This is a genomic window from Saccharopolyspora phatthalungensis, from assembly GCF_014203395.1.
Lineage (GTDB): Bacteria > Actinomycetota > Actinomycetes > Mycobacteriales > Pseudonocardiaceae > Saccharopolyspora > Saccharopolyspora phatthalungensis.
This window is the reverse complement of record NZ_JACHIW010000001.1, coordinates 4,096,176-4,118,200: the sequence shown is the minus strand read 5'-3', so window position 1 is coordinate 4,118,200 and position 22,025 is coordinate 4,096,176. Positions and strand designations below refer to the sequence as shown.

The window sequence follows — 22,025 nt, the reverse complement described above, 5'->3', positions numbered from 1 at the left end:
GCGGGGCAACTGGTGACCGTGGCCGCCCGAATTCCTCTCAGGTCACATCCGGGCCGCCACCCCTGCCTTTAAGGCCCGGTCACCCGGTACGGTGCACCAGCCCGAAACTGATGGGTGCGACCCGATCCGGGTCCGCGCCCGCGAAGGTACGGTCGGCAGACGATCGCGAGGTCGTCCCGGACGAACCCACACCCCGCAGCGAGGAGACAAGGTCGTGCACGTGGTGATCATGGGCTGCGGCCGGGTCGGGGCCTCCCTGGCCGCGGCCCTGAAACGGCTCGATCACACTGTGGCCGTGGTGGACAAGAACCCCCAGGCATTTCACCGCCTGGGCAAGGACTTCCGCGGCCAACAGATCACCGGCAACGGTTTCGACCGGGACATCCTGGTCGAAGCGGGAATCGAGCATGCGGCCGCGTTCGCCGCAGTGTCCAACGGGGACAACTCCAACATCGTCTCGGCCCGGGTGGCCCGCGAGACCTTCGGCGTCGAGCACGTCGTGGCGCGGATCTACGACCCCAAGCGCGCCGAGGTCTACCAGCGACTGGGCATCCCCACGGTGGCCACTGTGCCGTGGACGACCGACCGGTTCCTTCGCATGCTGCTGCCCGAAGGCGTCGCCACCGCCTGGCGCGAGCCTTCCGGCACCGTCGCGGTGCTTCAGCTGCCGCTCAACGACGGCTGGGTCGGCCGCCGCATCGCTGAGCTGGAGTCCGCCACCGGCGCGCGAGTCGCGTTCATCATGCGGTTCGGCAACGGTGTGCTGCCGGACGCCAAAACCGTCATCCAGGCCGACGACACGGTCTACGTCGCGGCGTTGTCGGGCACCGTCACCGACGTCACGGCGGCCGCTCGCCGCTCACCCGAGGAGACCGAGTAATGCGCATCGCGATCGCGGGCGCCGGCGCGGTCGGCCAGTCCATCGCGCGGGAACTGCTCGAAGGCGACCACCAGGTCCTGCTGATCGAACGGAACGTGCAGAACTACCAGCCGAAGAACATTCCCGGCGCGCACTGGATGCTCGCCGACGCCTGTGAGCTGGCGTCGCTGGAAGAAGCCGGGCTGGAGTCCTGCGATGTGGTCATCGCGGCCACCGGCGACGACAAGGTCAACCTGGTGGTGTCGCTGCTGTCCAAAACCGAGTTCGCGGTGCGCCGCGTGGTGGCCCGCGTCAACGACCCGCTCAATGAGTGGCTGTTCACCGAGGCCTGGGGTGTCGATGTCGCGGTGTCCACGCCGCGGATGCTCGCCGCGATGGTGGAGGAAGCGGTCAACGTCGGCGACCTGGTGCGGCTGATGACGCTGCGCCAGGGCCAAGCCAACCTGGTCGAGGTGACCCTGCCGGACTCGACGCCGCTGGCCGGCCGCCGCGTCCGCGACCTGAAGCTGCCCGCGGACGCGGCGCTGGTCACCATCCTGCGCGGCGGGCGGGTCATCGTCCCGCAGGCCGACGACCCGCTGGAAGCCGGGGACGAGATGCTATTCGTGGCCACCGCGGACGTCGAACAAGGAATCCGAGCGATCATTCACGACCGCACGACCGCCGACTGACGGCCCGGCCGGTTCAGCTCAGCGAGGGGTTGGAGGGGATGGCTCCGGGATCTTGCTGGGCTTCGGCCTTCTCCAGTTCGGCGACCTTCGCCGCCCGGCGGATCGCCCACACCGTGACGATCAGCGCGAGTCCGGTCAGCGGGTAGCCCATCGCAATCCGGGCGAACGCCAACCAGCCGGTCTGGTCGCTGTCGTAAAGCCACTGCTGCACCACGTACTTCGCCGCGAACACCGTGGTCCAGGCCAACGTCGCCAGGTCGTAGCCGCGCAACGCCCGGCGCTGCTTGCGCCAGGAGAAGCCCAGCCCGTTCAGCGCCGACCAGGCCACGCCCACCAGCGGCCAGCGAACCACCACCGACGCCAGGAACACCCCGCCGTAGATCAGGCTCGTCCATATCCCCAGCAGAAAGAAACCCTTGGCGTCGCCGGAGCGGTACGCGATGAACGAGCACACCGCGACCCCGAGCACCCCGGAGATGGCGGGCTGCAGCGGCTCCTTGCGCACGAGCCGGAAGATCGCGATCCCGACCGCGACCCCGATCGCCGACCAGATCGCCGGCATCAGCGAGGTGAAGGAGCTGACCAGTACGAAGACCACGATCGGGACCGCGGAGTAAGCCAATCCGCTGATGCCGCCCATCTGCTCAAGCAGAGTCTTCTCGCGATCGGGGACCCGCTGCGCGGGTTGGTCCGGCTGGTGGTCGGCCGCGTTCTGGGCGGGCAGCCCGGCGGCGGATGCGTCGCGTTCGCTCATGCGGTGTTCTGCAACTCGTAGTAGGGGTTGTATAGCACCTTGCGGCCGTCACGAACCGCGATCCGGCCCCGGGCCTTGATGATGCGACCCGGTTCGATCCCGGCGATCCGGCGGCGGCCCAACCAGACCAACGTCACATCCTCGGTGCCGTCGTACAGTTCGGCCTCCAGCGTCGGTGCCGACGCCTTCGGACACAGACCAACGCTGCGCACCCGGCCGAGCACCACGGCCTCCTGGCCGCATTGGCACTCGCTCGCGCGCTGGGCGCCGCCGGCCTGGGACTGCTCCGAGAGGTCGTCGGCGTCCAGCTCGGCGACGTCGCTGGTCAGGCGGCGTACGAGGCGACGCCAGTAGCCGCCGTCGGTCTTGCTCATCTAGCGCTCCCGTGCGCTTCTGGGGCTCGACTAGCAGCCCGTGCACCCCCAGCGTAGCGGCCCCGAACTGCGTCGTCGCGGGACCGGCGGGATAAGGAACTTGACCCGCCCGATCGGCTAATCATTGATCAACACCAGCGTGGCGTGTTGCCTTCGTGATCGCTGAATCCGGCTAGAAACGGGCTTCGCACGAACGGTTCTGGGGCGGCGCTCCAGAAAAACAGATCGGCGACGGCGACCTACTGGCAACGCCACCGGGCAAGCGGTCAGCCCGTCTGGCCGTTGTTCTGGGCCTGGGCTTGGGCCTGCTGGATGTGGCGCAGGATCGCCTCCGGCAGCTCGATCGGCAGCGGCGTGCGCACCGGCAGTGGATCGGCACCGCGGACCACGATGGTCTCGTCGAGGACCGCGTAAAGCAGCTTCGCGCAGTCCTTCGCGACTTCCCCTGGCCCGGCCGCGACGCCGCGCAGCAACCAGCGCGGGCCGTCCACCCCGACGAACCGCAGCGCCGCCTTCGGCGAGTCGGCCACCAGCTCGGTGCCCCAGTCACCCTGCTCGGTATGCACCCGCGCGCCATCCTTGCGCAGCTGCTCGCCGAGCTCGGCACTGACCTCGGCCCACAGCCCGCTGCTGCGCGGTGCCGCGAACGCGCTGACGGTCAGCCGGCCGACCGGCGTCACCAGGTGCACCGCGCGCACCGGCCCGGCCGGGTCGACCTCGACCTGCAACTGGCCGCCCTCGGGCACCGGCAGCCGCACCGAACCGAGGTCGAGCCGCTCCACCTGGTCGTCGGGCGCCTCGCTCTCGTCGAACGGTCCGCCGCCGGTGTCCAGATCCTCGACCTCGTCGTACAACGCCTCGTCCGCAGCCGCGTCATCGGCACGTTTGCCTCGACGGCCCCATCCGAACATTTCCTCAGACCTCCGTCCTGTGACCGGCCTCGACTCCCGAGACCGCCAGCACCTCGTGCCCGCCGGTGGACCCGTAGCCCCCGGCACCCCGCTGCGACGCCGGCAGCTCTTCGACCTCCTGGAACACCGCGTGCTCGACCTTCTGCACGACGAGCTGGGCGATCCGGTCGCCGCGCCGCAACGACAGCGGTACCGCACGATCATGATTAACCAGGCAGACCTTGATCTCACCGCGGTACCCGGAATCGACGGTGCCGGGCGCGTTGACCACGCTCAACCCGGCCTTGGCGGCCAGGCCCGAGCGCGGGTGCACGAAGCCCGCGTAGCCCTCCGGCAGCGCCACCGCGATTCCGGTGCCCACCACGGCGCGTTCGCCGGGTTCGAGCACCACGTCGCTGGTGGTCACGAGATCTGCGCCCGCATCGCCTGGCTTCGCGTACGCCGGCAGCGGCACATCGGGATCAAGTCGGGTCAGCAGGACCTTCACGTTCGACACGGGCGGCGAGATTACCCTGAACCCGTGTCGGAGAGTGTAGAAGCGGCCAGCCTCGCCGGGGACACCCCCGGTCAGGCGAATTCGAAGGGGCATCCGGTGTTCCGCGAACGGTTGCACGCAGCGTGGTGGACGTGGCCGTTGCCGGTGATCGCCGCCGTGCTGCTCGCCGCCGAGGTGCACATGGGCTATCCGGGCGTGCGGGCGTGGCTGCCCTACGTCGTGCTGGTGCCGCTGGCGATCGCGGTCCCGGTGTGGCTGAGCCGCACCAAGATCGAGATCGTCGACGGCGAACTGTGGGTCGGTGACGCGCACCTGCCGTTGCGGTTCATCGACGAAGTCGAGGTCATCGCCCCGGCTGAGCAGCGCCGGGCTCTCGGCCCGGACCTGGATCCGGCCGCGTTCATGGTGCACCGGGCGTCGATCCGCACCTCTGTGCGGATCTGGTTGAACGACCCGGCCGACCCCACGCCCTACTGGGTCGTCAGCACGCGCCGCCCCGCCGAACTCGCCGCCGCCCTGCGGGAACGCTAACGATCCGGCGGATCAGGAAGTCTGCGACCGCACCCGATCGGAGCGGCCGCTACGCCGCCACCCGCCCCGCAGTGCGGACTGGTCTGGGAACTTCCGAGGAAAACAACTGGGCACACGCCGCCGCGTGTGCCCAGCCACTTCCCGGTCTCGTCGACACCGGCCGCCTGAAATCAGGCAGCGCAGTCGCGGCAGACCAGCCGGCCATTCCGGTTCTCGGCCAGCCGGCTGCGGTGGTGGACGAGGAAGCAGCTCGAGCAGGTGAACTCGTCAGCCTGCTTCGGGAGCACCTTGACGGTCATCTCCTCGCCGGACAGGTCTGCGCCCGGCAGTTCGAAGTTCTCCGCGATCGCCCCTTCGTCCTCGTCGACGACGCCGGATTGCGCATCGTTGCGTCGCGCCTTCAGCTCCTCCAACGAGTCCTCCGCCAAGTCTTCGGACTCGCGGCGCGGAGCGTCGTAGTCGGTCGCCATCGTGATTCACCCCTGCGTTAGTGGAGACTGCAATGGTGTGCCGCTGGTAAACGTTCCAGGACCCGAATTTGTGCCCGCTGGCGCAGTGATCGTGGTCTCGCCCTGCAACGCGTTCAGTTCCCCCGTTATGAGCGACTTGCCTCATCCGGCACTCCGTGAGGCGCCGAGAGGGTAGCTCATACCAAGTCCGCGCATGCATTAGGTCACCCATAGGTGTGTTGTTCGCTGCATCCGCGGGCCGTGGAAGATCAATTCCCGGCTCCGTCCGGTCGCCTTCTTCGGTTGCCCCGTAACGCGCTCCATGATGCGATGCCCAGGAAGTTCGCCGCTCGGCATCGATTCAGCGGCGCACTTCGGATGCCTCCGACACGATGACAGCGTCCACCGCCGCGCAACACAGGTCATACGCCTAGGCTGATCTAGTGATGTAGGACGCACGCGAGTCAACGGCGTCTAGGGAGGAGCGGGACGTGTCAGCCGTGAGTGCAAGGTGGAGTCGGCGAGCCCGGTATCGGCGGCGTCGGCCACTGCCCGCTCTGGTGGTGCTGGTCGGGCTCGTGGTGCTGTCCGGACTGCTGTGGACGCGGATCTTCGACTCCGTGAAGGACATCAACGCCGCGACCACCTGCAACCCGCCCGGCGCACCGATGGCCACGCCGAAGGCTGGTGACCGGCCCGCCCCGGTGCCGCTGGGCTCGATGCTGCCGCGCACCGCGCTCGATTCGACCACCCCGATTCCGCCGCAGGACGTCCGGGTGCGAGTGCTCAACGGCAACGGCGAGTCCCGGCAGGCGTCGCTGGTCAGCGACGAGCTCGCCAACCTCGGCTTCGCCAAGGGCGGCGCGGACAACGACCCGGTCTATGTCAACTACGACCTGCGGTGCCACGGCCAGATCCGCTTCGGCGGCGCCGGGGTGAGCGCGGCGCGGACGCTGAGCCTGATCGCGCCGTGCGCCCAGCTGGTCCGCGACGAACGCCAGGACGCCAGCGTCGACTTCGCGCTGGGGACCGGCTTCGACGACATCAAGACCACGTCGGAGGCCAAGCAGGTGCTCCAGGAGCTGGAGAACTGGGTGCCCCAGCGCAACCACCAGGACGGCGCCCAGCAAGAGGTGACTCCCCCGCAGATCAGCAACGATCTGCTCACCGATGCCCGCGACGTGCACTGCTGACGCCGCGCTCACCGATCGGCGGTTACACCCGGCCGGCGTCGGCGCGAAGCAGGGCCGCCGTCAGTTCCTTGGCGATGCCCGGCGCGGCGCAGACGATCATCCCGTCGCCCAGCCCGTCCGTCGAATCCGGTTCGGGCAACCGCAGCTCGGCACCGGCCTCGGCGGCGATCAGAGCGCCGGCGGCCCAGTCCCACCGGTTGAGACCGACCTCGAACATGCCGTCCAGCCAACCCGCGCCGACGGCGCACAGGTCCAGCGAGGCCACCCCGGAGCGCCGGATGTCGCGCACCTGCCCCAGCAGCCGACCGAGCACCTCCGCCTGCGCCGTACGGCGTCGCACTGAATAGGAGAACCCGGTGCCGATCAGCGCCAGGTCGAGCCGGTCGGCGGCCGAGGCACGCAGCCGACGGCCGTCCAGGAAGGCGCCGTGCCCGGCTGCGGCACTCCACACCCGGCCGGAAACGGGCTCCACCACCGCACCGGCCACCGAACGTCCGTCCAGCTGCGCGGCCAGCGACACCGAGTACCAGGGGAAGCCGTACAGGTAGTTGACGGTGCCGTCGATCGGGTCGACGACCCAGCGCAGCCCGTCCAGGGCGCCTTCGCCGCCTTCCTCCTCCCCCAGCACCGACTCGCCGGGCCGCAGCCGCGCCAGCCGCTCCCGCACGAGTCGTTCCACGGCGCGGTCGCCGGCCGTAACGACATCGGTCTCCGTGCTCTTGGTGTCGACCGCACCGTCCGTGACAGACTCATCACGGAGGGTGCGGGCCAGGTCAGCGGCCTCGCGGGCGATTTGCACCGCCACCTCGCGCAGGCCCTTAGCGTCTACTTCTGCTGCCAATCCCACGTACACATCGCAACACAACCCGGTTAAGGTCTGCACACCTTCGTCTGAATCGAATAGGAAGGATCAGCCATGGCGACTGCCCGCGGCTTCGGCGTGGATATCGGCGGGTCCGGCATCAAGGGGTGTCCGGTCGACATCGACGGTGGCGTGCTGGCCGAAGAGCGGATGCGGATCCCCACCCCACAGCCTTCGACACCGTCCGCCGTGGCGGACGCCGTCGCCGAGATCGTCGAGAAGTTCGCCTGGACCGGTCCGGTCGGCATCACGCTGCCCTGCGTGATCAAGGACGGCAGCGCGCTCAGCGCCGCGAACGTCGACAAGGGCTGGATCGGCACGGACGCCCAGGAACTGTTCGCCGAGCGGCTCGGCCGCACCCGCGACGACGTGCTGGTGCTCAATGATGCCGATGCCGCCGGCATCGCCGAGATGCGCGCCGGCGCCGGTGCCGGACATCGCGGCCTGGTCGTGGTGCTGACCTTCGGCACCGGCATCGGCAGCGCGATGTTCATCGACGGCCAACTGGTGCCCAACACCGAGTTCGGGCACATCGAGGTCGACAGCCTCGACGCGGAGACTCAGGCCGCGGCCTCGGTCAAGGACGACCTGGAGCTCTCCTACGAGGAGTGGGCGCCCCGGGTCAGCCACTACATCCAGGCGCTGGAGAAGTTCCTCTGGCCCGACTTGATCATCGCTGGCGGCGGGGTCAGCAAAAAGGGTCACAAATGGATTCCGCTGCTGGAGACGCGTACGCCGGTGGTGGCCGCGGCGTTGCGCAATGACGCCGGCATCGTCGGGGCCGCTACGGCCGCCACGACCAGGCACAACGCCTGAACGGCCGATCGCGTACCACACGACAGGCCGGGCCGACTCCGCCTTGCAGCGGAACCGCACCCCCACATCGCAGTTACAATGGAACACGGCCCACTTGATTCGAAGTCCTCGTCGAGGATCACCGAGGAACGCATGGGTGATTCCTCAACAGCCGTAGGGCTGAATCCAGTGGGTTGTCCCCGACCTTTGGCGGCCGAGGTTTCGCGCCCTCCGGCCAGCCCTGATCGACCGTCGCGAAAGGGCGTACGTGGCAGCCGCAGAAACCGCAACCCGACGCTCCGCTGCAACCACCGGCGGTGCCCAGTCCCAGTCGGGCCAGTCCCAGGCCACCCCAGCTTCGGAGGCGGCTGCTTCGTCTGACGCCGAGCAGACGAACTCCACCGCCGCGCGCAAGAGCACTCCCAAGAGCTCGGGTGCGAAGTCGACGGCCCGCAAGACCACCGCCGCGAAATCGGCGGCCAAAAAGGGTGCCAAGGCCCCCGCGAAGAAGCCGACCAAATCGGCTTCCGCCAAGGGCAGCGGCGAGGGCATGGAGATCGACGAACCGATCGAGACCGACCTGACGTCCCCGGACGTCGGCGACCTCGCCGACGTCGAGGTGGAAATTCCGGAAGAGCCCGTTCCGGAGGAGGACGCCAAGGAATCCGGCGACTTCGTCTGGGACGAAGAGGAGTCCGAGGCACTCCGGCAGGCTCGCAAGGACGCCGAGCTGACGGCCTCCGCCGACTCGGTGCGCGCCTACCTGAAGCAGATCGGCAAGGTCGCGCTGCTCAACGCCGAGGAAGAGGTGGAGCTGGCCAAACGCATCGAGGCCGGGCTCTACGGCGCGGAGCGCCTGCGGCAGGTAGAGGAGGTCGGCGAGCAGCTGACCACCCAGATGCGCCGTGATCTGCGCTGGATCGTCCGCGACGGCGAGCGGGCGAAGAACCACCTCCTGGAGGCAAACCTCCGGCTGGTCGTCAGCCTCGCCAAGCGCTACACCGGGCGCGGCATGGCGTTCCTGGACCTGATCCAGGAGGGCAACCTCGGCCTGATCCGCGCGGTGGAGAAGTTCGACTACACCAAGGGTTACAAGTTCTCCACCTACGCCACCTGGTGGATCCGGCAGGCCATCACCCGCGCCATGGCCGACCAGGCCCGCACCATCCGCATCCCGGTGCACATGGTCGAGGTGATCAACAAACTCGGCCGCATACAGCGCGAGTTGTTGCAGGACCTGGGCCGCGAGCCCACGCCCGAAGAGCTCGCCAAGGAAATGGACATCACCCCGGAAAAGGTGCTGGAGATCCAGCAGTACGCCCGGGAACCCATCTCCCTGGACCAGACCATCGGCGACGAGGGCGACAGCCAGCTCGGCGACTTCATCGAGGACTCCGAGGCGGTCGTCGCGGTCGACGCGGTGTCGTTCACGCTGCTGCAGGACCAGTTGCAGTCGGTGCTAGCGACGCTGTCCGAGCGGGAGGCCGGCGTGGTCCGCCTGCGGTTCGGGCTCACCGACGGCCAGCCGCGGACGCTGGATGAGATCGGCCAGGTCTACGGGGTGACCCGGGAGCGGATCCGGCAGATCGAGTCCAAGACGATGTCGAAGCTGCGCCACCCGTCCCGGTCCCAGGTGCTCCGCGACTACCTGGACTGACAACTCTGCTAGGCAATGCCGCTGACCTGCCATTACGCGGGTCAGCGGCATTAATCCAGACAAGTACAACGGTTTCAGTCAGATAGTGGGCACGACGCCCAATAATCTTCGCGCGCTTCACCGAAGCCGCGTACCTGCGCAGTCGGATCGACCGGTGCGTCGGACGGCAGGGGGTTGCGAATAGGAGCCCACGCGCAGAAGCACGCGGCATGTCCTCACATGATTCTGGGGGCGCCCACGTGATCGCGTGGACACCCCCAGCAGCATGGTCGCAACCGCTGTCGCACCGACTAGTGCGCTTCTCACTTCTCGTTCCCCCTGAATTGACGTGGGTCAGTGCTTGGCATGTAGCCATACCTAGCGCTGACTCGTTCGAGCTGTTCAAACAGCGACATCGGGAAGTAGTAACCCCAGCCTGTCATATCACCGCTCGGGTCGGTGCCTTCCCGCCGAAGCAGCTGCAGCTCTCTTGTGATGTTGAGCATGAATTGAGCAAATGGAATCCGCGCCTCGACGACACAGTCCGCGCGACGCGGTGTCCACGTCGTGGTCGGCCGAAGCAATTCCCACGAAGCGAGGCGATGCACGGCAATCGCGAGCGTTCCCTGCCAGTCCAACGCGAAGTCCAAGAACACGCTCCGGTCGCTCGGACCTTCAGTCGCCCACAACACGGACCCGAGATCAGCTCCAATGTGCGAGAGCGAGCACAACCTCGGCGAGGTTATTCAGCGCTTTTCGCGTGACGGACGAGCTGAGCCCGACGTTAACCGTACGATCATTACGCAATAGGAAAATGCGCCTCCTGCACCCGAAAGGAGCAACGATCAAACTCCTCCGCGAGCCCCGATGGGCGGACCCAAGAGACTTCCATCGACGCGCTGAACGGAGAGTGCCATGATCCGCCCGCCGCCGATCCGATCCGGTCGGCGGCCAACTTTCGCGTTCCCGGTGGCGCTCCGGCGGTGGAAAATCCGTCCGCCTGGTGAGATTCGCTGTTCGCTTGCAGCGGAACCGGCGTCCGCAGATCACTGTCCGACTTGTGATCTGAAACACGATATGTCCGGGGCGTGATCGGCTCCGGACCCACGCTACCCCGCCTCACCAGGGGTTATTTCCCCATGTCACAGGGCCTTACGCGGTGTTGATCACGCTCCGCGAGCACTGCTGCTGCAACCGGGTGCTTCATGGTGACGACCATCGCCACCCGGCGCGGGAACACTGACTCCGGCCAAAGCGTCTGGAAGAGTGGAGCCAACGAGCACCGACCCCGCAGCCAGTGGGCCACCGGTGGTCGTAGCAGGATCGAGGGCGTCGGGTGATTCCGACGCCGGGACGGAGGGAGATCACGATGCCGGGAACGCTCACCCGCCCCGAGCTGACCGCCGCCGACCGCTGCGACCGCTGCGGGGCCGCTGCCAAGCTTCGCGCCGTATTGCCATCCGGTGGGGAGCTTCTGTTCTGCGGGCACCACGCCCGCGCGTACGAGGCCGGGCTGCGTGAAGTGCAGGCCGACTTGCAACAGGACGAGCAGTAACACCCGTCAAGCCGAGGCCGTGCCCCCGCAGGGAACTGCGGGGGCACGGTCGTTTCCAGGCTCCATCGCCTGGTCAGGCCTGGACCGCGTTCATCCGCTGATTTCGCCCAGGGCGTCGAGCAGCCGTTGGACGTCCGCCTGGTTGCTGTAGTGCGACAGGCTGGCCCGCACGCCGCCCTTCGGCCCTATGCCGAGCGCGTGCACCGCCTCCCAGGCGTAGGAATGCCCGTGGGAGACGTTGAGACCGCGCTCAGCCAGCTGCGCCGCCGCATCCGAGGGTTCCTTGCCCGGAAGCCCGAAGAACGCCGTAGGCGTGCAGGGGCCCTGCGGAGCGCCATACCGGACGACGCCGTCAAGCGCGGCCAGCCCGTCGAAGAGCATCTTGGCCAGCTCGTCCTCGTGGGCCTGCACGGAACACCGGGAGACCGCCAGCCGCTCGACCCGGCCGCCGTCGGCGTCGGAGTCCAGTCCGGCCAGGTGGTCCACTGCGGCGACCGCTCCGGCCATCGCGGCGAACGGACTGGTCCCGAGCTCGAACCGCTCCGGCACGGTGTCCGGCGACGGCGTGAGCTTGTCCGGGTACAGGTTCTCCAGCGACCACGGGTCGGCGGCGACCACTGCGGCCAAGTGCGGACCTGCCCACTTGTACGCACTGGTCGCGTAGAAATCCGCGCCCAGTTCGGCAAGCCGGACGTGGGCGTGCGGGCAGTGCTGGACCCCGTCCACGTAGGTCAGGGCTCCGGCCTCCCGGGCCCGGTGGGAGATCGCTCGGAGGTCGGGCATGGTGCCCAGCACGTTCGAGGCTGCCGTGACGGCAACCAGCTTGGTGCGCTCGCCGATGAGGCTGGTGACCTGGTCGACGGGCAGTTCCCCGGTCGCGGGGTCGAGTTCGGCCATCCGCACGGCCGCGCCCGCGCGCTGCGCGTACTGCATCCAGGGGCGCACGTTTGCGTCGTGGTCCAGCTGCGTCACCACGACCTCGTCGCCCGGCGCCCAGCCCGCTGCCAACACCGCGGCGAAGCGGTAGGTCAGTGCGGTCATGCTCGGGCCGAACACCACGCATGCGGGGTCGGGGGCACCCACCAGGTCGGCGACAGCCGCCCGCGCCTCCGCGACGATCCCGGCGGCGCGACGGCTGGACTCGAACGGGCCGCCCACGTTGGACATCCCGACCCGGTAAGCATCGCTGACCGCGTCGATCACCGACTGCGGGACCTGGGTGCCTGCCGCACCGTCCAACCACGCCCGACCGTCGGACAGCGCCGGGTACTGCGCCCGGACCTTCTCCACGTCATAAGCCATGCCCACGACCCTACGAGACCGGCGTCGGCGAGCCCGGTTGACGATTTCCGTTGAGATCGCCGTCGGGCGAGGTCACCAGGAGCGCAGTGTGGCGATGCGTTCTTCGAGTTGTTCGACGGTGGCCATCGCGGTAGGCGGCCCGCCGCAGATTCTCTGCAGCTCGTTGTAGATCTTGCCGTGCGGTTTCCGAGTGCGGTGGTGGTGCAACGACACGAGGGTGTTGAGCTCCTTGCGGAGCTTCTGCAACCGCTCCTGCACGCTTTGTGGCCGGGCGCGCTGCTCGGCCTGCTCGGCGGCCTTCGCCGCCTTCGCCTCGGCCTCGCGCTTGCCGACGTCCTCCAGCTGCTGCTCCTGACGTTGCCGCAACAGCGCGCGCACCTGGTCGGGTTCCAGTAGGCCGGGCAGCCCGAGGTAGTCCTGCTCTTCCTCGCTGGTGCTGAACGCGGCCGTGCCGAACGACGAGCCGTCGTAGATCACCTGATCCAGCTCGGCCTCGGCGCCCAGCGAGGTGAACGCCTTCTCCTCCTCGCCGGGCTCGTCGCGCTTGCTGTTGGCCGCGGCCAGCAGTTCGTCGTCCCAGCCGTCCTTCTCCCGGTGCGGCTTGCCGAGCACGTGGTCGCGCTGCGCCTCCAGCTGGCTGGCCAGCTCCAGCAGCACAGGCACGCTCGGCAGGAAGATGCTCGCCGTTTCGCCCGGTTTCCGGGCCCGCACGAACCGGCCCACGGCCTGCGCGAAGAACAGCGGCGTGGAAGCACTCGTCGCGTAGACGCCGACCGCCAGCCGTGGCACGTCGACGCCTTCGCTGACCATCCGGACCGCGACCATCCAGCGGTCCTCAGACTCGGCGAACTCGGCGATCCGCCCGGATGCCTGCGGGTCGTCGGAGAGCACCACCACCGGATCGTGCCCGGTCAGGCGGTGCAGGGTCTTGGCGTATGCCTTCGCTGTCACGTGGTCCGAAGCGATCACCAGGCCACCGGCGTCCGGGAGCCCGCCGTTGCGCAGCTGCGTCAACCGGGTGTCGGCGGCCTGCAGCACCGTCGGGATCCACTCCCCCGACGGGTCCAGGGCGGTGCGCCATGCCCGAGCGGTCTGCTCTGCTGTCAGCGGCTCGCCAAGACGAGCGCTGAACTCGTCACCGGCGTTGGTGCGCCACCGGGCCTCCCCGGAGTACGCCAGGAACAGCACCGGCCTGACCACGCCGTCGTTGAGGGCGTCGGAGTAGCCGTAGGAGTGGTCCGCGCGGCTGCGCAGCGAGCCGTCGGCGTCGGGCTCGTAGCCGATGAACGGGATCGGCGAATCGTCGCTGCGGAACGGGGTGCCGGTCAGTGATAGCCGCCGCACTCCCGGGGTGAACGCCTCCCGGATCGCGTCCCCCCAGGACTTCGCGTCCCCCGCGTGGTGCACCTCGTCGAGGATCACCAGCGTCTTGCGGCGTTCGGTGCGCACCCGGTGCAACGTCGGGTGCGCCGCGACCTGCGCGTAGGTCACCACGACACCGCGATAATCGCTGGAGGTGATGCCGTCGCTGTTGCGGAAGTTGGAGTCCAGCGGAATACCTGCGCCACCGGCTGCCAGCGCCCACTGGTGCTTGAGGTGCTCGGTGGGTGCGACCACCGTGACCGCCTCGACCGTCCGATCGGCCAACAGCTCCGCAGCGATCCGCAACCCGAACGTCGTCTTGCCCGCACCCGGCGTCGCCACCGCCAGGAAGTCCTGCGGGCTGCTCGAGAGGTACTTGGTGAGCGCCCGGCGCTGCCAGGCACGCAGGGGCCGGGACGGGGCCTGCGAGGGGTCGGTGAGCACGGATCGAACGGAATAGTCGAGTTGCGCTTCGGACACGCCGGCTCGCCGCTCCTTCCTCTGGCTCCCCTGCTTGCTGGTGAGGGCGCGCCATTGCACAGCCTCGCGACCGCCCGCACTCGCCAAGGCGTCGATCAACTCGAAGCGGGCCGCCGTGCAGCTTACCTTTCGAAGCCCGCCGACACGGGCATGGCCGCAGGAGAGGTACGCGACACTCTGCGTTCCCGGGCGTTTTCCCGGGCCGACGCTCGCGGCCGGAGCGGATGAAGCATCCTTAGGGGTGCCATGGGTCAGCCAAGTCCACCAGATCGCCGGGGGCGCAGTGCGACCGTCGCACCACGGGAAGCCCCGGTGCGGCGCGGGCCACTGCGCCTGGTGATGCGCACCCTCGACAAGGCTTGGTGGGACAACATCTTCTCGGAGTCGGCGGCCGCCGCGTTCTGGCAGACGTTGTCCATGCCACCGCTGCTGCTGGGGCTGCTGGGCAGCCTGGGCTTCGTCGGCGACTGGTTCGGGCCCGAGGTCGTCGACGCCGTACACGACAAGATCCTGGCGTTCTCCCGCACGGTCTTCACTGCGAACGTGGTGGACCAGATCATCGGGCCGACCGTCGCCGACATCCTCACCAAGGGGCGCAGCGAGATCGTCTCGGTCGGCTTCCTGTTGTCACTGTGGGCGGGTTCGTCGGCCTTGGCCTCGCTGGTGGACTCGATCACCCTCGCCTACGACCAGTACTTGGTGCGCAACAGTGTGTGGCAGCGGATCTTCGCGCTGCTGCTGTACCTGGTCGCCCTGATCCTCGCGGTGGTCGGGCTGCCGGTGGTCGCGCTCGGCCCGGATTGGCTGCCGACGATCTTCCCGAGGGAACTCCAGGACGACATCGCCGGGCTAATCCAGGCGTTCTACTACCCGGCGACCGCGATCGGTCTGGTGCTCGCGCTGGCGACGCTGTACAAGGTGTCGTTGCCACGGAAGCTGCCGTGGCATCGTGGCGTGCCCGGGGCACTGCTGGCGATGGCGATCTTCCTGTGCGCCAGCATCGGTCTGCGGCTCTACATCACGTGGGTGACCAGCACCGGCTACACCTACGGTGCGCTGGCCACGCCGATCGCGTTCCTGCTGTTCGCGTTCTTCATCGGGCTGGCGATCATCATGGGCGCGCAGTTCAACAACGCCATCCAGGAGATGTGGCCGGCGAAGATGACCCGCCGGGAGCGCCGGAAGTGGCGACGGCTGGAGATGAGGCGCCTCGCACAGCGGATGCACACCGAAGAGGGCTATCGCGCATGGCGAAAGCGCCAAACCGAAGACGAGAAACCAGACACCACGACGGAGCTACCGCGCAACGGCATGCCGCTGCAGAAGCGACCGATGGGTAGGCAAACCGAACCGCACGGCGGCTGAAACCGCCGCGCGGTGTCGGTTGTCAGTCCTTGCCGCCGGGCGGGAGGGACTCGAAGATCTCCTTGCAGTCCGGGCACACCGGCGAGCCCGGCTTGGGCGACTTGGTGACGGGGAAGACCTCACCGCACAGCGCTACCACGAACGTGCCCATGACCGCGCTCTCGGCGATCTTGTCTTTCTGCACGTAGTGGAACATCTCCGGACGGTCATCACTGGTCTGGTCAGTGGTCTCGGTCCGGGTATCGGTCTCCGGCATCGTCATCGTGCTCATGCCCCAATGATGCCGCACCGCCCATGCGCATGTCCGCAACCGGCCGGGTGGTGCTGTCAGGCGCCGTCAATGACCTGGTGGCTGCGGGCTTCCAGGGAGTGCGGCGAGCGGCGGAAGCGGTTCACGTGCTCCCGTTTCTTGGCCGGGCGGTCGTTGGCGATGAGCACCGCCATCCATGGCAGCGGAATGGAAATCGCCAAGATGATCAGTGACAACCACCATAACTGCCACAGCTGGAACACCACCGCGGCCATGACCAGGCACGGGATCCGGCTGGCCATCATGATCGCGTACCGGCGGCGACGCACCGCCTGCTGATCGTCGTAGGACGGCTGGGCCTCGGTGATCAGCACCGGGGGGTCGTCACGATGTGAACTGTTCACGACGGTACCTCCAACTTCCATGCTGCCACCCGATCGCGCTCGCCGATACCCCGGGTCAGCGGCAGTGACGACCCCCGTAATCGGGTGGACCAGAGCGAACCCGACGTTGACCGGCAGGACGCAACGCCGAAACCCTCGTCGGGTTAGATTCGATCGGGATCAACGTGCTGGAGGGCGAATGCTGTACGCGGTGAGCAAGCGGATCTTGGACGCGGTGGCGCGGACGGTCTACCGGCCGACCGTGATCGACGCCGACAAGGTGCCCGCGACCGGCCCGGTGATCCTGGCGCCGAACCACCTCGCCGTGCTCGACAGTTTCATCGTGCCGCTGGTGCTGCCGCGCCCGGTGGCGTTCCTGGCCAAGGCCGAGTACTTCCAGGGCACCGGTGCCAAGGGCGCGCTGACCAAGTGGCTGTTCAGCTCGCTTGGCGCGATCCCGGTAGAGCGCGGGCGCGGGCGCGCGGCGAAGGAGGCGCTGGACGCCGCAGAGCAGGTGTTGCGCAGCGGCGGCGCGTTCGGCATCCACCCGGAGGGCACGCGCTCGCCCGACGGACGGCTGTACCGGGGCCGAACCGGCGTCGCCCGCTTGGCGCTGAGCACCGGTGCACCGGTGGTGCCGGTCGCGTTGACCGGCACGGACAAGCTCCAGCCGCGCGGTAAGAAGATCCCCCGGCGGCATCCGGTGACCGTCCGCTTCGGCGAGCCGCTGGACTTCGGCCGCTACTCCGGGATGGAGAGCTCGTTGCCGGTCCTGCGCTCGATCACCGACGAGATCATGTACGCCATCGCCGAACTCTCCGAGCAGGAGTACGTCGACCGCTACCAGCGTCCCGGCGCCGCCGCAGCCTGATCCCCCGCGCGCCCTTCGGAACGATTCGCAGCGCGCGGGGTGACGACATCACCGCGTACGGTGTCCTACTCCGCAGTGGACTGATCGGACGTGGTGGGCGCCGAGCCGGACGTGGTCGGCGAAGCGGTTCTCGTCGCCGTGGGCATCGAGCTGGTGGGCGGCGGGCTCGTCGGTGATGCCGCAGGCGGCCGGCTCGTCGGTGGTGCCGTGGTCGACGTGGCTGGTGGGCTCGGCGGCTCATCGGATGTGGAGCCCACCGGCGAGTCGTTGACCGGCGGAGAACCCGTCGACGGGTATTCCGCCGCTGGGGCAGCCGTCGACGGACCGTGCGTGCCGTAGCACTGCTCGTGGCTCAGGCCGGCACACGGATCTGCGTTGGTCGCCGGGCCAGGAACCTGCGGCTCGCTGCGCGTCGCCGTCAGCTGATCATCTATCGACCGGTCCCCAGAGCGCGCTTCGCCATTCGCATCGACACGGCCGCACGCCGTGTTCGTGATGGTGTTCGGATTACTCGGGTCGTCGAATCGCGGCGCGGCGTCCGGCTCGCAGGTACGCCCGACCGCACCGGGCGCGCGCCGGGGAAGCGGCGCGACCAGCGGCGGGCGCGCCGACATCTTGCCCGGCAACGGCATCGCTGCGGGCGCAACCGGAGGCGGTAACAACTGTGCCGACGGTGCGCTGCATGCTCCGATCACGATGGTCAGCCCCGACAAGACGGCGGCAACGGCGTAGCGACTCATAGGCGGCCCCCAGTGCGAAGGCCCGTGCGGACTCACAGGCCCTTGACATGGCGACCGTGTTGACGTTGCCAGGTGTTATCCGACTACCGCCCGTAGTTCCGCCGTCTCCCGGCCGACGCTAACGCCACGGGCGTCGCAACGAGGCCACGTTTTCGGGCGGTCAGCCCTTGGCGGCCTTGGCGGCAGCCTTCTGTTCCTTCTTCCAGACACGCACCTCGTCGAGCGACTGCTGGTCAACGACGTCGGCGATGGACCGGCGGGCGTCCGCGTCGCCGTAGGCACCGGCAGCCTCGCGCCAGCCCGTCGGCTGAACACCCCGCTGCTTGCCGAGAAGGGCGAGGAAAATCCGCGCCTTCTGGTCGCCGAAGCCCGGCAGCGCCTTCAGCCGCTTCAAGACTTCCTTGCCGTCCGGGTCGCCCTCAGTCCAGATCGCCGCTGTCTTGCCGTCGTATTGCTCGACGATCTCCTGGGCGAGGGCCTGGACCCGCTTCGCCATCGACCCGCCGTAGCGGTGGATCGCCGGCTTGGCGACGCACAGCTCGACGAACTCCTCCGGGTCGCACTCGGCGATCTTCATAACGTCGAAGCCGCCCATGCGGTCGGCGATCTTCTTGGGCCCGTTGAACGCAATCTCCATCGCGATCTGCTGGTCGAGAAGCATGCCGGTGAGCAGGGCGAAAGGATCCTCGCTGAGCAGCCTGTCGGCCTCGGCGTCGCCGGTCATCCACAAGCTCCGTGTCATGGGCCAATCGTGGCACGCCGTCGACCGGAGTTCACACCCGTCCATCCCCGGCGCCCTGGCCTGCTGAACGCGACTCCCAGCCTGGGCAGGAGGGCCCAGGCGGAGGGCCGACGGGCACCGCCGGCACCGGCGGGTGTGCGCTGGGTGCACGTCGCGGTGGGCGTGTGAGGATCGGGATCGTGATTCCAGATCTGTCCCATGACCGCATCGACCGACTTCGCGACGCCTTCCACTCCGCTGGTTACGACGCGGACGGCGTCGTGGAACTCCTCGGCGCCGAGGCGCACGCTGCTTTGGGCCGCGGCGAACCCGTTCCCGCCTTGCGCGCGACTGCCGACGCGGGCTCGCTCGGCACCCTGGTCCGGCTGTTCCTGCTGGGTGAGGCCGAGTCGCAGGCCGCAGTCGCAGCCGCGCTGGACCCGTTGCCGGTGTCCGAAGCGACAGCCGCCGGGCTCGTCGTGACCGACGGCGACCGGCTGCGCGCTGGGCTCGACATCCGCCCGCACGGGGTCGGTGACGAATCGTGGTGGGTGGTCTCGGACCTGGACTCGGACCTGCGCGGCGGCCGGCCGGTGGAGGCCGATCACGTGCTCGGCGTCGGGCATGCATCGCTGAGCCTGGTCCGGGCGACCTCGCGGCGGCCGGTGGACTCGGTGCTCGACCTCGCCACGGGATGTGGCGTGCAGGCCCTGCACGCGAGCGCCCACGCGCAGCGGATCATCGCGACCGATGTGTCCAAGCGGGCACTGGCGCTGGCCGAGGCGACGTTCCGGCTCAACCGGGTCGACGTCGAACTCGCCGCGGGCGAGTGGTTCGACCCGGTGCGGGGTCGCAAGTTCGATCAGATCGTGTGCAACCCGCCGTTCGTCGTCGGTCCGGCACGCACCGACTTCACCTACCGCGACTCGGGGCTGGCCGGTGATGACGCCAGCGCGCTGGTCGTGCGTCAGCTGCCCAGCTTCTTGAACGAGGGTGGCACCGGGCAGTTGCTGGCCTCGTGGGTGCATCGGGACGGCGAGGACTGGCAGGACCGGGTGTCCCGGTGGCTGCCGCCGAGCGGCGGTGTGGACGCCTGGTTCGTGCAGCGCGACATCGCCGATCCCGCGCTGTATGTGGGCACCTGGGTGCGCGACGCCGGGTACGATCCGCGTTCCCCGCAAGGGCGGCGGAAGGCGGCCGAGTGGCTGGACTGGTTCGGAGCCAACGACGTGATCGGGATCGGCTTCGGGTTCGTCACGCTGCGCCGCACCGATGGGCGCGGCGAGGTCGTGTGCGAAGACCTCCGGCACGCCTTCGACGACCCGCTCGGCCCGGAATCCGAGCAGTGGCTGCGCCGGGTCGACTGGCTGCGCGGGCACGACTCCGCCGCTGCGCTACTGGCGGCCCGCCTGGTCACTGCCGACAGCACGGTTCTGGAGGCGGTCTCGGAGCCCGGCGACGAGGGCTGGAATCCGCTCGTGCACCGGCTGCACCGCACCGACGGCCCGGGATGGCAGCATGAGATCGACGAGCTTGGTGTCCGGCTGCTCGCCGGCTGCCGCGGGGCGCTGCCGATCGGCGAACTTCTGGAACTGCTCGCGATGGGCTATGGCGAAGACGCCGACGACCTGACTCGCGCCGCGATCCCAATGGTGCGCGAACTCGTCCGGCACGGAATGCTGCTACCCGCGGAATGGACAGGGGGTGACCGATGAGAGCAATCGTCACCCGGGTCACTCGCGCCTCAGTAACCGTCGATGGTGTCGTTGTCGGCAAGATCGAAGAACCCGGACTGTTAGTGCTATTGGGCGTGACGCATTCCGACGGGCATCAAGAAGTCGTCAAAATGGCGCGCAAACTGCACGAGATTCGGGCCTTGCGGGACGAAGAGTCCTGCGCCACCGCGGGCGCGCCGCTGCTGGTAGTCAGCCAGTTCACGCTCTACGGTTCGACTAGGAAGGGCCGCCGCCCGTCCTGGACCGAGGCGGCCCGGCCGGAACAGGCCGAACCGCTGGTGGACGCGGTCGTGGCGGACCTGCGTGAGCGGGGGGCCCGGGTTGCCACCGGGGTGTTCGGCGCGATGATGACGGTGGAGAGCGTGAACGACGGGCCATTCACACTTTTGGTTGAGGTCTAAATGTAACGAGGGCTCTCAGCAAATCCTCAGGCTTGGCGGCGCAACCAATGTGACCGCCGTGACGTCTTTCCAGCGAGAACATCGGGAACGAATTCGGCTCGCCGGTCGTTTTCCAGGTAACGATGCTTCGACGGCCATGCCGATAGGTCACCAGGACCGATCGACAGCGCCGGACAAGACGTCGACGCGGACCTCGTACTTCCGAGCGTACGCGTCTTCCACGCCTCGCAACGGCGCGAAGGTGTGAATTGCGCCCGCCAAGCCAGCCCGCCAGGGAGGGAGCTCAATGACCGTCCCGCAGACCACCAAGCCAGACGTCACCATCGCCGAAGACCTCGACACGCAGGGTCCATCGGCCGACTTGGTGCGCGTCTACCTCAACGGCATCGGGCGCACCGCGCTGCTCACCGCACAGGAAGAGGTCGACCTCGCCAAGCGGATCGAGGCCGGAGTTTTCGCCAAGCACCTGCTGGAGACCAGCAAGAACCTCTCCCCCGAGCGGCGCTCCGATCTCGGCGCCGTGGTCCGGGACGGTCGTCGGGCGAAGAACCACCTCATGGAGGCCAACCTTCGCCTGGTCGTCAGCCTCGCCAAGCGCTACACCGGGCGCGGCATGCCGCTGCTGGACCTGATCCAGGAGGGCAACCTCGGCCTGATCCGGGCGGTAGAGAAGTTCGATTACACCAAGGGCTTCAAGTTCTCCACCTATGCGACCTGGTGGATCCGGCAGGCCATCACCCGGGGCATGGCCGACCAGAGCCGCACCATCCGACTGCCCGTGCACCTGGTCGAGCAGGTCAACAAGCTGGCACGGATCAAGCGCGACCTGCACCAGAAGCTCGGCCGCGAAGCCACCGACGAGGAGCTCTCCGAAGAGGCAGGCATCCCGGTGGAGAAGATCCTCGACCTGATGGACCACTCGCGCGACCCGGTCAGCCTGGACATGCCGGTCGGCGCCGAGGAGGACGCGCCTCTCGGCGACTTCATCGAGGACTCCGAATCCGCCGATGCCGAGAACGCGGTGATCTCCGGATTCCTGCAGGACGACCTGCGGCGCGTGCTGGCCACCCTGGAAGAGCGGGAGCAGGCGGTGATCCGGATGCGCTACGGCCTCGACGACGGCCAGCCGCGCACCCTGGACCAGATCGGCAAGGCGTTCGGGCTGTCCCGTGAGCGGGTCCGCCAGATCGAGCGCGAAGTCATGGCCAAGCTCCGCCAGGGCGACCGCGCCGACCGCCTCCGGGCCTACGCGTCCTAACGAGGCATGAATGGACGGAATGCCTCTGCGGAATTCGCGGGCGCATTCC

General features: G+C 68.4%; 26 protein-coding genes. 14 read left to right on the top strand and 12 right to left on the bottom strand.

What is annotated here, in order from left to right:
* The first annotated feature begins 214 nt into the window (after nucleotides 1-214).
* Together BJ970_RS18955 and BJ970_RS18950 are read left to right on the top strand one after the other, a co-directional pair.
* Nucleotides 215-880, top strand: a complete 666-nt coding sequence (locus BJ970_RS18955) for a potassium channel family protein (protein ID WP_184727479.1) — start codon at nucleotides 215-217, stop codon at nucleotides 878-880.
* Nucleotides 880-1,551, top strand: a complete 672-nt coding sequence (locus BJ970_RS18950; RefSeq protein WP_184727478.1) for a potassium channel family protein — start codon at nucleotides 880-882, stop codon at nucleotides 1,549-1,551. The genes BJ970_RS18955 and BJ970_RS18950 overlap by 1 nt, the downstream gene beginning before the upstream one ends.
* A 13-nt stretch (nucleotides 1,552-1,564) precedes the next feature.
* Here the strand turns inward: BJ970_RS18950 and BJ970_RS18945 are convergent, their stop codons facing one another.
* The 4 genes from BJ970_RS18945 to dut all read right to left on the bottom strand — a co-directional run bounded on the left by BJ970_RS18945 (nucleotide 1,565) and on the right by dut (nucleotide 4,086).
* Nucleotides 1,565-2,305: a DUF3159 domain-containing protein gene (locus BJ970_RS18945; protein WP_184727477.1), complete on the bottom strand. Its 741-nt coding sequence runs from the start codon at nucleotides 2,303-2,305 to the stop codon at nucleotides 1,565-1,567.
* The gene (locus BJ970_RS18940) at nucleotides 2,302-2,679 is read right to left on the bottom strand and encodes an OB-fold nucleic acid binding domain-containing protein (RefSeq protein WP_184727476.1); all 378 of its coding nucleotides are present in this window, start codon (nucleotides 2,677-2,679) and stop codon (nucleotides 2,302-2,304) included. Before BJ970_RS18940 ends, BJ970_RS18945 begins: the two co-directional genes overlap by 4 nt.
* A 266-nt stretch (nucleotides 2,680-2,945) precedes the next feature.
* Nucleotides 2,946-3,590 (bottom strand): DUF3710 domain-containing protein, encoded by a 645-nt coding sequence (locus tag BJ970_RS18935; RefSeq protein WP_184727475.1) that lies wholly within the window; start codon nucleotides 3,588-3,590, stop codon nucleotides 2,946-2,948.
* A 4-nt stretch (nucleotides 3,591-3,594) separates the two neighbouring features.
* Nucleotides 3,595-4,086 (bottom strand): dUTP diphosphatase, encoded by a 492-nt coding sequence (gene dut / locus BJ970_RS18930; protein WP_184727474.1) that lies wholly within the window; start codon nucleotides 4,084-4,086, stop codon nucleotides 3,595-3,597.
* A gap of 24 nt (nucleotides 4,087-4,110) precedes the next feature.
* Between dut and BJ970_RS18925 the strand changes: the two genes are divergently transcribed.
* Nucleotides 4,111-4,617, top strand: coding sequence for a DUF3093 domain-containing protein (locus tag BJ970_RS18925; protein WP_184727473.1), 507 nt, complete (start codon nucleotides 4,111-4,113; stop codon nucleotides 4,615-4,617).
* A gap of 170 nt (nucleotides 4,618-4,787) precedes the next feature.
* Here the strand turns inward: BJ970_RS18925 and BJ970_RS18920 are convergent, their stop codons facing one another.
* Nucleotides 4,788-5,087, bottom strand: a complete 300-nt coding sequence (locus tag BJ970_RS18920; protein ID WP_184727472.1) for a DUF4193 domain-containing protein — start codon at nucleotides 5,085-5,087, stop codon at nucleotides 4,788-4,790.
* A 470-nt stretch (nucleotides 5,088-5,557) separates the two neighbouring features.
* On the opposite strand from BJ970_RS18920, the gene cei reads away from it, so the two are divergent.
* Nucleotides 5,558-6,259, top strand: coding sequence for an envelope integrity protein Cei (gene cei / locus BJ970_RS18915; RefSeq protein ID WP_184727471.1), 702 nt, complete (start codon nucleotides 5,558-5,560; stop codon nucleotides 6,257-6,259).
* A gap of 22 nt (nucleotides 6,260-6,281) precedes the next feature.
* Here the strand turns inward: cei and BJ970_RS18910 are convergent, their stop codons facing one another.
* Nucleotides 6,282-7,112, bottom strand: a complete 831-nt coding sequence (locus BJ970_RS18910; RefSeq protein ID WP_184727470.1) for an inositol monophosphatase family protein — start codon at nucleotides 7,110-7,112, stop codon at nucleotides 6,282-6,284.
* Between the two features lie 63 nt (nucleotides 7,113-7,175).
* On the opposite strand from BJ970_RS18910, the gene ppgK reads away from it, so the two are divergent.
* Nucleotides 7,176-7,937 carry a polyphosphate--glucose phosphotransferase gene (ppgK, locus tag BJ970_RS18905; protein ID WP_184727469.1) on the top strand — a complete coding sequence of 254 codons (762 nt, stop codon included), beginning with the start codon at nucleotides 7,176-7,178 and terminating at the stop codon, nucleotides 7,935-7,937.
* A gap of 247 nt (nucleotides 7,938-8,184) precedes the next feature.
* Entirely contained in the window at nucleotides 8,185-9,573 is a 1,389-nt protein-coding gene (locus BJ970_RS18900) for an RNA polymerase sigma factor (protein WP_376775056.1), read from the top strand.
* 302 nt (nucleotides 9,574-9,875) lie between these two features.
* Here the strand turns inward: BJ970_RS18900 and BJ970_RS18895 are convergent, their stop codons facing one another.
* Entirely contained in the window at nucleotides 9,876-10,202 is a 327-nt protein-coding gene (locus BJ970_RS18895; protein WP_184727468.1) for a hypothetical protein, read from the bottom strand.
* A 719-nt stretch (nucleotides 10,203-10,921) separates the two neighbouring features.
* Between BJ970_RS18895 and BJ970_RS18890 the strand changes: the two genes are divergently transcribed.
* On the top strand, nucleotides 10,922-11,107 hold the full coding sequence (locus BJ970_RS18890) for a DUF7455 domain-containing protein (protein WP_085982109.1): 186 nt from the start codon (nucleotides 10,922-10,924) through the stop codon (nucleotides 11,105-11,107).
* Between the two features lie 90 nt (nucleotides 11,108-11,197).
* Here the strand turns inward: BJ970_RS18890 and BJ970_RS18885 are convergent, their stop codons facing one another.
* Nucleotides 11,198-12,409 (bottom strand): cysteine desulfurase-like protein, encoded by a 1,212-nt coding sequence (locus BJ970_RS18885; RefSeq protein WP_184727467.1) that lies wholly within the window; start codon nucleotides 12,407-12,409, stop codon nucleotides 11,198-11,200.
* 72 nt (nucleotides 12,410-12,481) lie between these two features.
* Complete coding sequence (locus BJ970_RS18880) at nucleotides 12,482-14,215, bottom strand: DEAD/DEAH box helicase (protein ID WP_312864455.1); 1,734 nt, start codon at nucleotides 14,213-14,215, stop codon at nucleotides 12,482-12,484.
* Between the two features lie 375 nt (nucleotides 14,216-14,590).
* Between BJ970_RS18880 and BJ970_RS18875 the strand changes: the two genes are divergently transcribed.
* Nucleotides 14,591-15,616 carry a YihY/virulence factor BrkB family protein gene (locus BJ970_RS18875; RefSeq protein WP_221468083.1) on the top strand — a complete coding sequence of 342 codons (1,026 nt, stop codon included), beginning with the start codon at nucleotides 14,591-14,593 and terminating at the stop codon, nucleotides 15,614-15,616.
* 22 nt (nucleotides 15,617-15,638) lie between these two features.
* Here the strand turns inward: BJ970_RS18875 and BJ970_RS18870 are convergent, their stop codons facing one another.
* Together BJ970_RS18870 and BJ970_RS18865 are read right to left on the bottom strand one after the other, a co-directional pair.
* Nucleotides 15,639-15,887 (bottom strand): DUF3039 domain-containing protein, encoded by a 249-nt coding sequence (locus BJ970_RS18870; RefSeq protein ID WP_184727464.1) that lies wholly within the window; start codon nucleotides 15,885-15,887, stop codon nucleotides 15,639-15,641.
* Between the two features lie 56 nt (nucleotides 15,888-15,943).
* Nucleotides 15,944-16,291 (bottom strand): DUF3099 domain-containing protein, encoded by a 348-nt coding sequence (locus tag BJ970_RS18865; protein ID WP_184727463.1) that lies wholly within the window; start codon nucleotides 16,289-16,291, stop codon nucleotides 15,944-15,946.
* Between the two features lie 157 nt (nucleotides 16,292-16,448).
* Between BJ970_RS18865 and BJ970_RS18860 the strand changes: the two genes are divergently transcribed.
* The 3 genes from BJ970_RS18860 (at nucleotide 16,449) to BJ970_RS18850 (ending at nucleotide 17,852) form a co-directional block, all read left to right on the top strand.
* Nucleotides 16,449-17,120: a lysophospholipid acyltransferase family protein gene (locus tag BJ970_RS18860; RefSeq protein WP_184727462.1), complete on the top strand. Its 672-nt coding sequence runs from the start codon at nucleotides 16,449-16,451 to the stop codon at nucleotides 17,118-17,120.
* A gap of 90 nt (nucleotides 17,121-17,210) precedes the next feature.
* The gene (locus tag BJ970_RS18855) at nucleotides 17,211-17,459 is read left to right on the top strand and encodes a hypothetical protein (protein ID WP_184727461.1); all 249 of its coding nucleotides are present in this window, start codon (nucleotides 17,211-17,213) and stop codon (nucleotides 17,457-17,459) included.
* Between the two features lie 147 nt (nucleotides 17,460-17,606).
* Nucleotides 17,607-17,852 carry a hypothetical protein gene (locus BJ970_RS18850; protein ID WP_184727460.1) on the top strand — a complete coding sequence of 82 codons (246 nt, stop codon included), beginning with the start codon at nucleotides 17,607-17,609 and terminating at the stop codon, nucleotides 17,850-17,852.
* A gap of 168 nt (nucleotides 17,853-18,020) precedes the next feature.
* Here BJ970_RS18850 and BJ970_RS18845 read toward each other — a convergent pair whose 3' ends face one another.
* A complete protein-coding gene (locus BJ970_RS18845) occupies nucleotides 18,021-18,602 on the bottom strand; it encodes an HhH-GPD-type base excision DNA repair protein (protein WP_184727459.1) in 582 nt (193 codons plus the stop codon).
* 179 nt (nucleotides 18,603-18,781) lie between these two features.
* Between BJ970_RS18845 and BJ970_RS18840 the strand changes: the two genes are divergently transcribed.
* From BJ970_RS18840 to BJ970_RS18830, 3 genes are all read left to right on the top strand, one after another.
* Nucleotides 18,782-20,296, top strand: coding sequence for a N5-glutamine methyltransferase family protein (locus tag BJ970_RS18840; protein ID WP_184727458.1), 1,515 nt, complete (start codon nucleotides 18,782-18,784; stop codon nucleotides 20,294-20,296).
* Entirely contained in the window at nucleotides 20,293-20,718 is a 426-nt protein-coding gene (dtd, locus tag BJ970_RS18835; RefSeq protein ID WP_184727457.1) for a D-aminoacyl-tRNA deacylase, read from the top strand. Before BJ970_RS18840 ends, dtd begins: the two co-directional genes overlap by 4 nt.
* 286 nt (nucleotides 20,719-21,004) lie before the next feature.
* The gene (locus BJ970_RS18830; RefSeq protein WP_184727456.1) at nucleotides 21,005-21,976 is read left to right on the top strand and encodes a sigma-70 family RNA polymerase sigma factor; all 972 of its coding nucleotides are present in this window, start codon (nucleotides 21,005-21,007) and stop codon (nucleotides 21,974-21,976) included.
* Nucleotides 21,977-22,025: the final 49 nt, after the last annotated feature.

Excerpts from the sequence above, each read along its gene's own strand:
- BJ970_RS18950 (WP_184727478.1), top strand. The coding sequence starts at position 880 with ATGCGCATCGCGATCGCGGGCGCCGGCGCGGTCGGCCAGTCCATCGCG.
- BJ970_RS18945 (WP_184727477.1), bottom strand. The coding sequence starts at position 2,305 with ATGAGCGAACGCGACGCATCCGCCGCCGGGCTGCCCGCCCAGAACGCG.
- BJ970_RS18940 (WP_184727476.1), bottom strand. The coding sequence starts at position 2,679 with ATGAGCAAGACCGACGGCGGCTACTGGCGTCGCCTCGTACGCCGCCTG.
- BJ970_RS18935 (WP_184727475.1), bottom strand. The coding sequence starts at position 3,590 with ATGTTCGGATGGGGCCGTCGAGGCAAACGTGCCGATGACGCGGCTGCG.
- BJ970_RS18920 (WP_184727472.1), bottom strand. The coding sequence starts at position 5,087 with ATGGCGACCGACTACGACGCTCCGCGCCGCGAGTCCGAAGACTTGGCG.
- ppgK (WP_184727469.1), top strand. The coding sequence starts at position 7,176 with ATGGCGACTGCCCGCGGCTTCGGCGTGGATATCGGCGGGTCCGGCATC.
- BJ970_RS18890 (WP_085982109.1), top strand. The coding sequence starts at position 10,922 with ATGCCGGGAACGCTCACCCGCCCCGAGCTGACCGCCGCCGACCGCTGC.
- BJ970_RS18885 (WP_184727467.1), bottom strand. The coding sequence starts at position 12,409 with ATGGCTTATGACGTGGAGAAGGTCCGGGCGCAGTACCCGGCGCTGTCC.
- BJ970_RS18875 (WP_221468083.1), top strand. The coding sequence starts at position 14,591 with ATGCGCACCCTCGACAAGGCTTGGTGGGACAACATCTTCTCGGAGTCG.
- BJ970_RS18870 (WP_184727464.1), bottom strand. The coding sequence starts at position 15,887 with ATGAGCACGATGACGATGCCGGAGACCGATACCCGGACCGAGACCACT.
- BJ970_RS18865 (WP_184727463.1), bottom strand. The coding sequence starts at position 16,291 with ATGGAAGTTGGAGGTACCGTCGTGAACAGTTCACATCGTGACGACCCC.
- BJ970_RS18860 (WP_184727462.1), top strand. The coding sequence starts at position 16,449 with ATGCTGTACGCGGTGAGCAAGCGGATCTTGGACGCGGTGGCGCGGACG.
- BJ970_RS18845 (WP_184727459.1), bottom strand. The coding sequence starts at position 18,602 with ATGACACGGAGCTTGTGGATGACCGGCGACGCCGAGGCCGACAGGCTG.
- dtd (WP_184727457.1), top strand. The coding sequence starts at position 20,293 with ATGAGAGCAATCGTCACCCGGGTCACTCGCGCCTCAGTAACCGTCGAT.
- BJ970_RS18830 (WP_184727456.1), top strand. The coding sequence starts at position 21,005 with ATGACCGTCCCGCAGACCACCAAGCCAGACGTCACCATCGCCGAAGAC.